The organism is Microbacterium sp. H6 (assembly GCF_003314775.1).
GTDB classification, from domain to species: domain Bacteria; phylum Actinomycetota; class Actinomycetes; order Actinomycetales; family Microbacteriaceae; genus Microbacterium; species Microbacterium oxydans.
The window spans coordinates 25,330-38,372 of the sequence record NZ_QOAY01000032.1 but is presented as its reverse complement, the minus strand read 5'-3'; the positions used below and the strand labels follow the sequence as shown (position 1 = coordinate 38,372).

General features: G+C 67.3%; 11 protein-coding genes. 7 read left to right on the top strand and 4 right to left on the bottom strand.

The genetic code is table 11. The features are described 5' to 3' along the window. A partial coding sequence (locus DSP71_RS01615; RefSeq protein ID WP_181800632.1) for a DUF6541 family protein occupies positions 1 to 1,792 on the top strand: 1,792 nt, incomplete at its 5' end. On the opposite strand, the gene DSP71_RS01610 is transcribed toward DSP71_RS01615, so the two are convergent. Further along, the gene (locus tag DSP71_RS01610) at positions 1,776 to 3,026 is read right to left on the bottom strand and encodes a glycosyltransferase (RefSeq protein WP_113680197.1); all 1,251 of its coding nucleotides are present in this window, start codon (positions 3,024 to 3,026) and stop codon (positions 1,776 to 1,778) included. The genes DSP71_RS01615 and DSP71_RS01610 overlap by 17 nt on opposite strands. 54 nt (positions 3,027 to 3,080) lie before the next feature. Here DSP71_RS01610 and DSP71_RS01605 point away from each other — a divergent pair, with 54 nt between their 5' ends. Beyond that, complete coding sequence (locus tag DSP71_RS01605; protein ID WP_061015324.1) at positions 3,081 to 3,929, top strand: glycosyltransferase; 849 nt, start codon at positions 3,081 to 3,083, stop codon at positions 3,927 to 3,929. Next, on the top strand, positions 3,922 to 4,845 hold the full coding sequence (locus DSP71_RS01600; RefSeq protein ID WP_218867326.1) for a glycosyltransferase family 2 protein: 924 nt from the start codon (positions 3,922 to 3,924) through the stop codon (positions 4,843 to 4,845). Before DSP71_RS01605 ends, DSP71_RS01600 begins: the two co-directional genes overlap by 8 nt. Positions 4,846 to 4,848: 3 nt before the next feature. On the opposite strand, the gene DSP71_RS01595 is transcribed toward DSP71_RS01600, so the two are convergent. The 3 genes from DSP71_RS01595 to DSP71_RS21815 are packed head-to-tail and all read right to left on the bottom strand — an operon-like array spanning position 4,849 to position 8,097. Next, positions 4,849 to 5,241 (bottom strand): DUF2304 domain-containing protein, encoded by a 393-nt coding sequence (locus DSP71_RS01595; protein ID WP_061015322.1) that lies wholly within the window; start codon positions 5,239 to 5,241, stop codon positions 4,849 to 4,851. A gap of 11 nt (positions 5,242 to 5,252) precedes the next feature. Further along, positions 5,253 to 5,990, bottom strand: coding sequence for a glycosyltransferase family 2 protein (locus tag DSP71_RS01590; protein WP_058632609.1), 738 nt, complete (start codon positions 5,988 to 5,990; stop codon positions 5,253 to 5,255). Between the two features lie 37 nt (positions 5,991 to 6,027). Further along, positions 6,028 to 8,097 carry a hypothetical protein gene (locus tag DSP71_RS21815; RefSeq protein WP_179515924.1) on the bottom strand — a complete coding sequence of 690 codons (2,070 nt, stop codon included), beginning with the start codon at positions 8,095 to 8,097 and terminating at the stop codon, positions 6,028 to 6,030. A gap of 103 nt (positions 8,098 to 8,200) precedes the next feature. Between DSP71_RS21815 and rfbA the strand changes: the two genes are divergently transcribed. From rfbA to DSP71_RS01565, 4 genes are all read left to right on the top strand, one after another. After that, positions 8,201 to 9,070: a glucose-1-phosphate thymidylyltransferase RfbA gene (gene rfbA, locus DSP71_RS01580; protein WP_058632643.1), complete on the top strand. Its 870-nt coding sequence runs from the start codon at positions 8,201 to 8,203 to the stop codon at positions 9,068 to 9,070. Continuing rightward, a complete protein-coding gene (rfbB, locus tag DSP71_RS01575; RefSeq protein WP_113680196.1) occupies positions 9,070 to 10,068 on the top strand; it encodes a dTDP-glucose 4,6-dehydratase in 999 nt (332 codons plus the stop codon). The genes rfbA and rfbB overlap by 1 nt, the downstream gene beginning before the upstream one ends. A 5-nt stretch (positions 10,069 to 10,073) precedes the next feature. Then, a complete protein-coding gene (locus DSP71_RS01570) occupies positions 10,074 to 11,489 on the top strand; it encodes a bifunctional dTDP-4-dehydrorhamnose 3,5-epimerase family protein/NAD(P)-dependent oxidoreductase (RefSeq protein ID WP_230977849.1) in 1,416 nt (471 codons plus the stop codon). Further along, a partial coding sequence (locus tag DSP71_RS01565) for an acyltransferase (RefSeq protein WP_147251159.1) occupies positions 11,486 to 13,043 on the top strand: 1,558 nt, incomplete at its 3' end. The genes DSP71_RS01570 and DSP71_RS01565, both read left to right, overlap by 4 nt.

Here is a 13,043-nt window from a genome sequence, read left to right as displayed (position 1 = left end):
CGTCATCGTGCTCGCGTCGCTGGGGTCAGGCCTGCTCGGTATCCCGTGGTCGGTGCTCCCGGTGCTCGTCACCGCACTCGGCCTGGCGATCGTCGCGTACCTCGTCGCCCGATTCACCCGCGCCCGTGGGTCGGTGGGCAAGGTCTCGCGCCGCACGGCCATGATCGCGGCGTCGTTCGTGGTCGCGGCGATCCTGTTCGGACTTCAGATCGCGCTCGTGGTGGGCGCACCGGAGAACATCTCCCAGACGTTCGACAACGTCTTCCACCTGAATGCCGTCCGGTACATCCTCGACACTGAGAACGCCTCTCCGATGAGCGTGGGCGGCATGACGAGTGCACCAGGAGCGTCGGCGTTCTATCCGGCAGCCTGGCACTCGATCGTCGCGCTCGTCGTCCAGCTCACCGGCACGACCATCATGGTCGCCACGAACGCGGTGACGATCGCGACCGCCGCCGTGGTGTGGCCCGCCACGGTCGCGCTCCTCACGGTGGTGCTCTTCGGGAGGCGACTGACGATCGTCGTCGGCGCAGTCCTGCTGAGCGGGCTCCTCCCGGCGTTCCCGCTGCTGATGCTCGATTACGGTGTGCTCTATCCCTACCTGCTCGGCGTGAGTCTCGTGCCGGCGGCGCTCGCTGCCGTCATCCAGCTCGTGCGGCTCCACGGCGATGATGATCGGATTCCGGACGCCGTACTCGTCCTGCTCGTGCTCGGACTGATCCCCGGTATCGCCGTCGCGCACCCTGGGGCGCTCGTCGCGCTGATCATCCTCTCCATGATCGCGGTCTCCCTCGCCTTCATCGGATTCCTCCGCACCCGTCCGGAGCGTCGCCGGGTGATCATCACCTCGATCGGGTTCGGCGTGCTCGCTCTCGTGAGCTTCATCGCGTGGCGTGTGCTGCGTCCGCCGCTCGAAGCGCGCGGCTGGCCGACAGAGCAGACCATCAGCCAGGCGCTCGGTCAGGCACTCACCCTCTCCCCGCGCTACCAGCTGATCCCTCTGCTGATGGCGGTGCTGTTCGTCGTCGGCGTGGTCGTCGTCGCGAAGCGTCGGCAACGCGCGGACGTCGTCGCCCTCGCCCTCATGCTCGCCGTCACCGTGCTCTTCGTGGTCGCCAGCGCGATGCCGTTCCAGCCGTTGCGCGACCTCATGACGGCGGCCTGGTACAACAACGCTCCGCGCCTGGCGGCGCTTCTGCCCATCATGGCGGTACCGCTCGCGGCGGTCGGGGCTGCATGGGTGCTGGCCTGGGTGCGTCTGAAAGTGGGAGCCCCGTCTGTGCGGCGGTCCGTCGTCGTCGGGATGTCCGTGGGGGCCGTGGTGCTCCTCGCCGGCCAGGCGCTGGCGATGGCGCAGGCGATGACCGCCGCTGCCGTGGCATACCGATACACCGAGACATCGCCTCTCATCTCGACGGATGAGCGCGCTCTGCTGGAGCGGCTTCCCGATGAGGTGCCCGACGACGCGCTCATCATCGGCTCCCCGTGGACAGGGACCGGGATGGCTTACGCCTATGCCGACCGCGAGGTCGTCATGCCGCACATCCTGATGGGGATGAGCCCCGACGAGCAGGAGATCATGGACGAGCTCTCCCGGCGCGGATCGGAAGCGCAGGTCTGCGACGCGGTCGAGCGGTCAGGGGTCGACTATGTGCTCGACTTCGGCTCGCAGGAGATCCACGGCGACGAGCATCGTTATCGTGGTCTCGAGCGACTCGGGCGATCCGATCTGGTCACCGAGATCGACGCCGAAGGTGACGCCGTCCTCTACCAGATCACCGGCTGCGACTGACGTCCCCCTGCGGCTGAGCGTCCAGAAGCGCGGCGTAGACACCTCTGAGCCTGTCGCGGAACGCGTCGAGACCGTACACGGACACGGCCCAGGCCCTGGCCGCGATCGCCGTGTCCTCGCCGGCTCCCCGCAGCGCACTGATCACGGCGTCTGCGAAGGCGTCGGGATCGTCGACGACCGCGTGGAGGAGGTCTGCCCCCTCGATTCCCTCCGCACCGACGGAAGTCGTCACAGCCGGGATGCCCCACATCATCGCGTCGATCGTCTTGAACTTCACTCCGGCGCCGTTGAGCAGCGGCACGACGCAGACATCGGCATCGGAATACACGTCGTCGAAGGAATCGACGGCTCCGGTCACCTCGACTCCATCGGAGCGGGACGCTGCCGCGCGAAGTGCCGCGCTCGGATTCGCCCCGACGATCCGGAAGCGGGCATCGGGTAGCGTCTCGGATACACGCGGCCAGACGGCGGACAGGAACCAGCGCGCAGCTTCGTCGTTGTCCGGCCTGTTCATCGCGCCGGTGAAGACGACCGTCGTGTTCCGGCGACCCCGCTGACGAGCGGGAGGCACGGGGAAACCGGGATGGACCACCACCGGCGCGGACGAGGGCGAGAGCTCGCGGACCAGGGCGGCGTCCTTCTCGCTGAACGTGATCACGGCATCCACGTCGTCGAACGAGCGACGCTCACGGCGCCTGCTCGCCCGAGCGGCGGCCGAGAACGCCATCTTCTTCAGCGGGTTCGTCGCCTGCTCGGCTGCGCGGTCCCAGCGCTGCGTGATGACATCGTGAGCGATGATGACGGTCTTCGCTCCGGGAGCCAGACGGCGCACGGTGCGGGTGAGGCTCGACATCTCCGACCACTGGTACTCGACGATGTCTGCTGCGGACAGGACCACACGCGAAGGCGCGTCGTTCGCCAGCGCACGGCGGAACCACGGGTGCGCGCTGCTTCCCGTGACGACGGACTGAAGATCGGCGAGGGGCTTGCCGGCGTCCGTCGACAGGAGGCTCCTGCTCTGCAGCAGCCGGTAGTCCAGGTCGGGCTCGGTCGCGGACGCATCGCGGTTCAGGCGTGTCGATGGGGCGACGACGTGGATCGTGAACATGTCGCGGAGCGCTCGATAGTGCTGCAGTGCGTATTGGCCTCCCGCATGACGGATACCCTCGAAGGGCAGGTACTTCGAGACGCTGACCAGGGATGGGCGAGCGGGCGGATCGGACGGTCTGGACATGTTAGCTAGCCTAGGCGTCGTTGCCTTCAGGCGACTGAAGGAGGAATCACGCCAATGAGCGACTATGCCGCGCTGGTCATCGGATATCGACGCCCAGACCTGGTCAGGGACGTGCTCGCGCGCTTGGACTCTCAGGAGGCGCCGTGCGCTCAGGTCATCATCGTGGACAACGGCGGCGATCTGCCTGATGACGTGCTGACGGATGTGAACGGGAGACCACCTGTGATGATCCGACGGGGTGACAACCCCGGGTACGGGGCAGCCGTCAACCTGGCTCTCGACGTGTGTGAGCAGCGAGGGATCGAGAATCTGCTCGTGCTGACGCATGATGCCTGGTTCGAGGAGGACCTCAGCGCGCGCCTGCTCGATGCCTTCGATCGTCTTCCGGACGTGGGCGCGGTCGCGCCGACCCTGTACTGGGTGTCCAGGCCCGATGTCGTGTTCTCCGCGGGTGGAGTCCTCACCAAGGGCGGGCGTGCCTATCACCATGTGACCGCCCCCGCCTCCGGATCCCGCGATGTCGACTGGGTCGACGGTGCGGTCGTGATGTACCGCACCCGTGCGCTCCGCGAGATCGGCGGCATGGAGGAGATGTACTTCCTGTACTTCGAGGATGTCGATACGGGGTGGGCGCTCAGAAGGCACGGCTGGCGGACCGTGGTGCTCGATGTGCGCGCCGCGCAGGAGCCCGGAGCCCATCCGCTGCGACTCGGGGTCCGGAACATGGCGCTGTTCGCGCGCAAGGCCGGGCTCGGCAGGGTGCGCAGCTCGCTCGCGCTCGGTCGTCGGGCGGCGGAGGAGCTCATCGTCGGATGGCGCAGGACAGGACGGGTGCCGGTGGGGGATGCCTTGGCCGGTTGGCGAGATGCCAGGGCCGGCCGCACCGGGAAGATCGATGACTGAGCCCGGCCGTGTGACGATCGACGTCATGCTGCCCTACTACAGTCACCCGGATTCGGCGTGGGAGGCGATCCGGTCGGTCCTCGAGCAGACGAGCGACTCCTGGCGGCTCGTCTGTGTCGACGACGCGTACCCCGGTGATCCGATCCGAGAGCGTCTCGAAGCGCTCGGCGACCCGCGAGTGGTGTACGTCAGGAACGAGCAGAACCTCGGGTTGGCGAAGAACTTCAACCGCTGTCTCGATCTGGTCGAAGCGCCCTACTTCGTGATGATGGGGGATGACGACCGGATGCATCCGGACTACATCGGCGTGATGTCACGGCTCATCGCCGACAATCCCGGGGTGGACGTGTTCCAGCCGGGAGTGAGCGTCATCGATGAGTCGGGCCGACACGTTCTGCCCCTTGCGGATCGCGTGAAGCGCTGGGTACGGCCGCGGGTGGGGGAGGGCGGCCGGATCCTCGACGCTCGGCACATGGCGGAGAGCCTGATCCGAGCGGACTGGGCGTACTTTCCGTCGATCGTCTGGAAGAGCGAGGTGGCGCGCGCCCACGGTTTCGATGATCACTGGGCGGTCGCGCTCGATCTCGGGCTTCTCCTGGACATCGCACTGGACGGCGGGTCGATGCTGGTGACCGACGACGTGGTCTTCGACTATCGCAGGCACATGAGCTCCGTGTCGTCGGTCACGGCCGCGTCGGGCAGCCGCTTCGAGCAGGAAGCCGCGTTCTTCGACGAGTACGCCGCGCGGATGAAGGCCAACGGCTGGGCGCGGGCGGCCAGGATCGGTCGGCGACGGTGCATCTCCCGACTCAACGCCGCGAGCGAGATGGTCGCTGCGCTCGCAGGTGGAGACCTCGCTCGGGCTCGACGCCTGTTCCTGGCCGCGGTCAGGCCCAGCGGCGCAGTGAGGCGCTGACGGTCAGCTTCGCGGACCGCCGTCGAGCTCCTCCAGTCGAGCTTCGAGCGCGCTCAACCGATGCTGGACCTCGATGATGTGCGTCTCGGCGAGACCCGCCTCCTCGGCGAGGACTCTGATCTCCTCCTCCGATGTCGACAGCTCCCACGAGAGATGGAGGGCGACACCGAGCAGGAGCAGGATGGCGAGCAGGAAGAAGAGGTTCGCAGGCAGCTCGACTCCGAGCACCCCCGTGAGCCAGAAGAGCAACTGCGGGAACACCGATGCGACGAGGGCGGCGACGCCGATCAGGAGCCACAGCACCGCGTACTTCTCGCGGAGGCGCCGTGTCAACAGCATCCAGAGGATGAACGACAGCAGAGCGATGGACAGCACGAGTGCGCCGAGAACAACCATGGGGTGCCTTCCTACGCTGACACGACGGGGGACGGGGCGGAGGAGCGTCGGATCGGACGTCGGACGATGGCCAAGGTCAGGGCGAAGACCGATCGCAGCAGGTAGACGGATGCCGAGAGCGGCCCCTGGCTGGGCTTTCCGTGCAGGCGCGGACGCATCGCGACCGGAACCTGGGTGACCGTCAGCCCTGCGTGCACTGCTGCGACGAGGGAGTCGAGCGTGTCGCCGAGGTACTCCGCGGGGTAGTAGGTGATGTACTGGGCGATCGCCCGGCGGTTGGCTGCGCGGAAGCCGCTCGTCACGTCGGTCAGCGTGGCGCCGGAGACGCGGGACACCGTCCGTGCGAGCACGCGCATCGCCCACCGGCGAGGACCCCGGGCGACGTAGTCGCCGACCTCGGCGAATCGCGCGCCGATGGAGATGTCGGCGTGCTCGAGCCCTGCGAGCACGCGATCGATGTCCTGCGGGTTGTGCTGGCCGTCGGCATCGACCTGGATGACGCGGCTGTAGCCGTGACGCGCGGCGTACAGGAACCCCGCACGCATCGCGCCGCCGACGCCCAGGTTGAACGGCAGCCGCACCACGCGTGCACCCGCGGCATCGGCGACCGCGCCCGTCGCGTCGGTGGACCCGTCATCGATGACCAGCACGTCGTACGTGGGGCATGCAGCGGTGATCTCGCGGACCGTCGTCGGGATGTTCTGCGCTTCGTTCCAGGCGGGGACGATGATCAGCGTGGTTTCTGGCATGATGTCTGAGCCTACCAAGCCGACCCTGACGGCGACCCTAGGCGGTCGGAGCGCCGACAGGCATCACCGGCGCGAGTCTGGCGGGGATGGTCGCGATCGTCGGCGCCTTTCCGCCGCCGATCCTCAGCAGGGCCTCGTAGGTCGTGATGTGCGAGAGCTGCGAGCCGTTCCACCGGAAGACCCTGCCGTCGCCGGCGAACTGCACGACGGTTCCCGAGGGGATCATCGGCTTGGTGACGCCGAGCACGCCCACGGTGGCGTCCTTCCACCCGACCAGGCGGATGGTGCCTCCCGAGAGGGTGACCAGGTCCGAGTACGACGAGACGTACTGCAGCTGGCCGTCGAGCAGACGGTACACCTCGCCCCGTTCGTCGGTGCGGATGAAGAACGGCTGGGCGGTCGGCGTGTTGTTCGGGGTGAACGCGGCGCAGTCCGCGGCCGTGAGGGCCGTGGTGGTGAATCGTGTCGCCGGGATGTTGCCGGAGATCCGCTGCAGGCCGGCGCTCGAGATGACATACGGCGCCGCGTCGCACGTGACGAACGGAGACAGCGTCGTGGCCGCGGGGGCGTAACCGGTGAGCGCCCCGGACGGGAGCACGGTGACCGCGGTCGACGTGCCGAACGCCGCGCCGAGTTCGAGGCTGGGGGTGTGGATGAGCGTCGTGCCCGCTGTCGCGAGGTACACGGCCGGCTTGTCGACCTCGCGCACCATCGACCGCGGCATGAGGACAACGCGCCCCTGCGGGAACTTCGCCGCCGCGCTCGGATCCATCGAGGCCACGTAGCCGAGCTTGCCCCCGGAGAGGTATCGCCAGGTCTCGACGCTGGGGACATATCTCTTCTGTCCGTTGTCGAGCGAGTAGATCTGGGTGTCGACGCCGACGTGGAAGAGGCTCCCGACATCCTCGCCGCGGGGGAACGCGTCGATGATCGCGGGCGCGAGATTCACGTAGGAATTGAAGGCGTAGCCGAAATCGAGGATCTGCTTCTCGCTGCCGAACCGGTGGCGGGTGCCGTCGGGATCGATCAGATAGAGGATCCCCTCACGGGCGTCGTGCACGTAGCGGGAGATCTGCGAACCCAGGGGGATGGTCTTGAGGTAGGAGGCCGGTACCTGGCTCACGGCACCGAGCTTCGCGGAGAACGCTCGCAGGTCCTCAGCCGTCTTGATGTGGAAGCGGTATCCGCCGGACAGCAGATACACCTCGGGGCCGTCGCCGCGCACGATCACGGAGGTGACGCGCTGCGTGCTGCCGAACCAGTCGGTGAAGTACTGGTAGAAGTTCCGGTTGCCGTAGGCAGAGCATCCGTCTCCCTCTCCGTAGCCGGCGTTGAGCGCGGCGCGGTTCGGCTGGTACGGCGTGTAGTAGTACAGCGCTGCCGTCGCGGTGTTCTCGATGTACACCGGTGCGGAACCGCAGTTCCGCTTGGGCTCCGGGTGGTACAGGATGTTCCACGTGCGGCCGGGAGCGTAGTAGGTGAACCAGCGGCCCTCGGCATAGATCTTCATCTGCCTGGCCGCGCCGTAGACCTGGTAGAAGAACCCGGAGTACGCGGGGTCACATCCTGCGGTGTCGGGGCAGCCCTGACCCATCGCGATGTTGAAGCGGCCCGCCGGTGGGTAGCTGTCGGTGACCAGCCCCTGCTCCTTCTGCAGCATCACGATGAGCACCTGCGGGTTGATGCCGCACGACTTGGAGACCTTGTCGATGATGGTCGCCGCCGATTCGTTGCCGGCACCGGCGTAGCCGTTGCAGTAGGCGTCGGCGGGACGGGTCGGGGTGTTCTGCCGGTAGTCCTTGAGGCAGACGTAGCCCGCGCGGCAGCTGGAGACCTTGCTCCGCAGGAATGAGTCGATCTGCCCGGCATTCATCGTCACGGCGTTGAAGAACACCGCGTCGGCGATGATGTTCCCCGGGCGGAACAGGGACAGGTCCGCGGTCTTGACGATGTCGGTCGCTTCGGGTGCGGATGCCGCGGCGCCGGCGGCGGGATCACCCCCTCCGGCAGCGGTCGCAGGGCTCGCGAGAAGCAGGGAGGCAGCAAAGACGACTGCGGCTGTACTCGCGATGAGGGCGCGCAGGCGTGGGGAAACTGAGCTGGTCACTTGCCTAGTGTGACGGAAAGATACAGATGATGCCACTGTGATTGAAGTGGCGCAAGCGAATCCTCCCACCGCGCTCCCCGCCGGGATGTGGCACGATATGGGGGTGAAAGGCATTATTCTCGCTGGCGGCTCCGGAACTCGACTGCACCCGATCACGATCGGAATCTCGAAGCAGCTGATCCCGGTGTACGACAAGCCGATGGTCTACTACCCGCTGTCCACTCTGATGCTCGCGGGTATCAAGGACATCCTGATCATCACGACACCGCACGATGCGGAGCAGTTCGAGCGTCTCCTCGGGGACGGCTCGCAGTTCGGCGTCAACCTGACATTCGCGCAGCAGCCCTCTCCGGACGGGCTGGCCCAGGCTTTCGTGATCGGTGCCGACTTCATCGGCGATGACAAGGTCGCGCTGGTCCTCGGAGACAATCTCCTCTACGGTCCTGGTCTCGGCACGCAGCTCAAGCGGTACACCGATGTCGAGGGCGGCGCGGTGTTCGCGTACTGGGTGGCGGAGCCGAACGCCTACGGCGTCGTGGAGTTCGACGCCGACGGTCGTGCGGTCTCCCTGGAGGAGAAGCCGGCGCAGCCGAAGAGCAACTACGCCGTACCCGGCCTCTATTTCTACGACAACGACGTCGTCGAGATCGCCCGCTCGCTCGAACCCAGCCCACGCGGGGAGTACGAGATCACCGACGTCAACCGTGCCTACCTCGAGCGCGGCGCGCTCCAGGTCGAGGTCCTGCCCCGCGGCACCGCATGGTTGGACACCGGCACGTTCGACCAGATGTCCGACGCCGGCGACTACGTGCGCACCATGGAGCGTCGCACCGGGCTCCGCATCGGTGTGCCGGAGGAGGTCGCATGGCGTCAGGGCTTCCTCGACGATGACGAACTCCGCGAGCGCGCAGAGAAGCTCGTCAAGTCCGGTTACGGCACTTACCTCCTCGAGACCCTGGAAAGAGGTCGTTGATGTCGAACATCCTCGTCACCGGCGGCGCCGGTTTCATCGGCTCCAACTTCGTGCACTACGCCGTCGAGAACACCGACCACACGGTCACGGTGCTCGACGCCCTCACCTACGCGGGCAACCGGGCCTCGCTCGAGGGTCTGCCCGATGACCGTGTCCGTTTCGTGCACGGCGACATCACCGACGCCGAGCTGGTGGACACGCTCACCGCCCAAGCCGATGCCGTGGTGCACTACGCCGCAGAGTCCCACAACGACAACTCGCTGCACAGCCCTCGTCCCTTCCTGGACACCAACATCATCGGCACGTACACGCTCCTCGAAGCCGCGCGCCGGCACGAGAAGCGCTTCCACCACATCTCGACCGACGAGGTGTACGGAGACCTCGAGCTCGACGATCCGGAGCGCTTCACGGAGCAGACGCCGTACAACCCGTCGTCGCCGTATTCATCGACGAAGGCCGGCAGCGACCTGCTGGTCCGGGCGTGGGTCCGCTCCTTCGGCGTCCAGGCGACGATCTCGAACTGCTCGAACAACTACGGCCCGTACCAGCACGTCGAGAAGTTCATCCCGCGACAGATCACGAACGTGATCCGCGGCATCCGTCCGAAGCTCTACGGCGCCGGCGAGAACGTGCGCGACTGGATCCACGCGAACGACCATTCGTCTGCGGTGCTCACCATCCTCGAGAAGGGGCGGATCGGCGAGACGTACCTCATCGGGGCCGACGGCGAGCGCAACAACAAGGAGGTCGTCGAGCTGATCCTCGAGGAGATGGGTCAGCCGCGCGACGCCTACGACCACGTCACCGACCGTGCCGGCCACGACCTGCGGTACGCGATCGACTCGACGAAGCTCCGCACAGAGCTGGGCTGGTCTCCGGAGTACGCCGACTTCGAATCCGGTCTCGCGGCGACCATCCAGTGGTACCGCGACAACGAGGCATGGTGGGCGCCGTCGAAGGACTCCACCGAGGCCTTCTACGCGACGAAGGGACAGTAGGCGTCGTGAGCGACATCGAGTTCGGCAAGAAGCTCGGCCGGGCGGAGACCGGGATCCCCGGGCTGGTGATCTTCGACCTGCCAGTGCACGGTGATTCGCGCGGGTGGTTCAAGGAGAACTGGCAGCGCGAGAAGATGACAGCGCTCGGCCTGCCCGATTTCGGGCCGGTGCAGAACAACGTGTCCTTCAACGACGCCGTCGGCACCACGCGGGGCATCCACGCCGAGCCGTGGGACAAGTGGGTCTCGGTCGCCACGGGGCGGATCTTCGGCGCGTGGGTCGACCTGCGCGAGGGGCCGACTTTCGGTGCGGTCTTCACGGCCGAGCTCGACCCGTCCAGGGCGATCTTCGTTCCGCGCGGCGTCGGGAACTCGTACCAGACACTCGAGCCCGACACGGCGTACACCTACCTGGTGAACGATCACTGGTCGCCCGACGCGTCATACTCCTTCCTCAATCTCGCCGACGAGACCGCCGCGATCGCGTGGCCGATCCCGCTCTCGGAGGCCGAGGTCTCGGAGAAGGACCTCGCACACCCCCGCCTGGCGGACGTGTCGCCCATCGCTCCGCGTCGCACGCTCGTGATCGGCGCATCCGGTCAGCTCGGCTCGGCGCTGCGCGAGGAGTTCGACGGTGTGGAGAACGTCGAGTGGACGACGCGCGCCGAGATCGACCTCGGCGCGGCCGACCTGGGATCAGCGCGCCGGTGGCGCGACTACGACACCATCATCAACGCCGCCGCGTACACCGCGGTCGACCGCGCCGAGACCACGGAAGGACGCCGGGACGCGTGGGCGGTCAACGCCGCGGGACCCGCGGCGTTGGCTCGCATCGCCGCGGAGTACGGCATCACGCTCGTGCATGTCTCCAGCGACTACGTCTTCGACGGGTGGGGGGAGCGCCCGTACCGTGAAGACGATGCCGTCTGCCCGCTCGGCGTCTACGGACAGTCGAAGGCAGCGGGTGACATCGCCGTGGCCACGGCTCCGCTGCACTACATCATCCGGACATCCTGGGTGATCGGTGCAGGCAACAACTTCGTGAGGACGATGGCCTCGCTCGCCGAGAAGGGCATCGATCCGACCGTCGTCGACGACCAGCACGGTCGGCTGACCTTCGCCTCGCAGATCGCCGAGCTGATCCGCCACCTGCTCGCCGTGCGCCCCGCGCCCGGCGTGTACAACCTGACGTCGGCAGGCGACGCGGTGACCTGGGCGGACGTCGCGCGGCGTGTGTACCAGCTGACGGGCCACGACCCGTCCCGCGTCACGGGTGTCTCCACGGAGCAGTACTTCGCTTCGGCATCCGGTCCGATCGCTCCTCGGCCGCGCAACAGCGAACTCGATCTGACGCGTGTGCGTGCGGCCGGCTTCGACCCTCGCACGGGCGACGATCTGCTGCAGGAGTATCTCGGTTCGTGAGCGCTCCGCTGCCCACGGCGGCACCGCCGTCGGCCGCCCCTCGTGAGCGTGTGTTCCGCACCGACATCCAGGCTCTGCGTGCAGTCGCCATCGGGCTCGTCGTCCTGAACCACCTCTGGCCGACGCGCATCACCGGCGGCTATGTCGGCGTCGATGTCTTCTTCGTGATCTCGGGGTTCCTCATCACCGGGCACCTCGTGGGGGAGATGACACGGACCGGCGGGGTGCGGCTCGGCGCCTTCTATGCTCGCCGCATCCGCCGCCTGCTCCCGGCGGCGTTCGTCGTGCTCGCCGTCTCCCTCGTGCTGCTGATCGCGTTCCTCCCCTATCCTCGGTGGGCGCGCAACGCCTGGGAGATCGCCGCGAGCGCCGGTTACGTCGAGAACTGGTATCTCGCGGCGATGTCGGTGAACTACTCGGCACTCAACGACGCGGCGAGCATGGTGCAGCATTATTGGTCGCTCTCGGTCGAGGAGCAGTTCTACATCGTGTGGCCCCTGCTGCTGCTCGCGGCCCTGGCCGCCTCGGCGCGCCTCGGCCGAAGGTCTTCTCGGCCAGGGGGTGGCGAGCGGAGCGCCTCGAGAGCGCTGCTGCTCGTCGTCGCGACTGTCGGCGTGCTTTCGCTGGGCGCGAGCATCGTTTACACGATCCTCGCCCCGTCCCAGGCATACTTCGCGACCTTCACCCGGGGCTGGGAGTTCGCGGTCGGCGGCGCCGTCGCGCTGCTCGGTGCACGACTGCGGCTCCCGCGTATCGTCGCCCAGATCGTGAGCATCCTCGGCTTCGTGCTGATCGCCTTCTCGGCGTTCGCGTACGATTACACGACGTCCTTCCCCGGGTACGCGGCCCTGGTTCCCGTGCTGGGCACCGCTGCCGTCATCGTCGCGGGCACGTCGTACTCGCGGCTCTGGCACGCGAGAGTGACGGCGTTGCCACCCGTCCAGTGGGTCGGAGGGATCTCGTACTCGCTCTACCTCTGGCACTGGCCGCTGATCGTCGCCGCTCCGTTCGTGATCGGCGCGGAAGCCAGCACGCTCTCCAAAGTGGGCGTCCTCGCGATCTCGATCGTCCTCGCGGCCCTCACGAAGACCTTCGTCGAGGACAGGGGGCAGAAGTGGCGCTACTGGCGCACGTCGACCCGCAGAGCAGTCGGTCTCATGCTGGTCGGCATGGTCGTGATCGGCGCCCTCGTCGCCGGCGTGCTCGCCTGGTACCAGACGCGCGTGGATGCCGACCGACCTCCGGTCGAGGTCGTCGCATCGTCGTGCGAGGGTCCGCTGGCGATGGCCCCTGGGGCGGACTGCGCTGACGCGTTCGGTCCGGCGGAGTACTCGGTGATGACCTCGAAGAACGAGTACTTCTTCACGCCGCCGGAATGTGGGACGTTCCTGCCGATCCTCACATACGGAGAGAAGCAGACGACGTTGGAGTGCGACTTCTCGGGAGGCGCTTCCGACCCGAAGCAGGTCTGGCTGGTCGGCGACTCGCACGCACAGCAGTGGCAGGGGGCCATCTTCGACATCGCCAGGGAGAACAACTGGATCGTCACGACGA

Excerpts from the sequence above, each read along its gene's own strand:
- DSP71_RS01610 (WP_113680197.1), bottom strand. The coding sequence starts at position 3,026 with ATGTCCAGACCGTCCGATCCGCCCGCTCGCCCATCCCTGGTCAGCGTC.
- DSP71_RS01605 (WP_061015324.1), top strand. The coding sequence starts at position 3,081 with ATGAGCGACTATGCCGCGCTGGTCATCGGATATCGACGCCCAGACCTG.
- DSP71_RS01600 (WP_218867326.1), top strand. The coding sequence starts at position 3,922 with ATGACTGAGCCCGGCCGTGTGACGATCGACGTCATGCTGCCCTACTAC.
- DSP71_RS01595 (WP_061015322.1), bottom strand. The coding sequence starts at position 5,241 with ATGGTTGTTCTCGGCGCACTCGTGCTGTCCATCGCTCTGCTGTCGTTC.
- DSP71_RS01590 (WP_058632609.1), bottom strand. The coding sequence starts at position 5,990 with ATGCCAGAAACCACGCTGATCATCGTCCCCGCCTGGAACGAAGCGCAG.
- rfbB (WP_113680196.1), top strand. The coding sequence starts at position 9,070 with ATGTCGAACATCCTCGTCACCGGCGGCGCCGGTTTCATCGGCTCCAAC.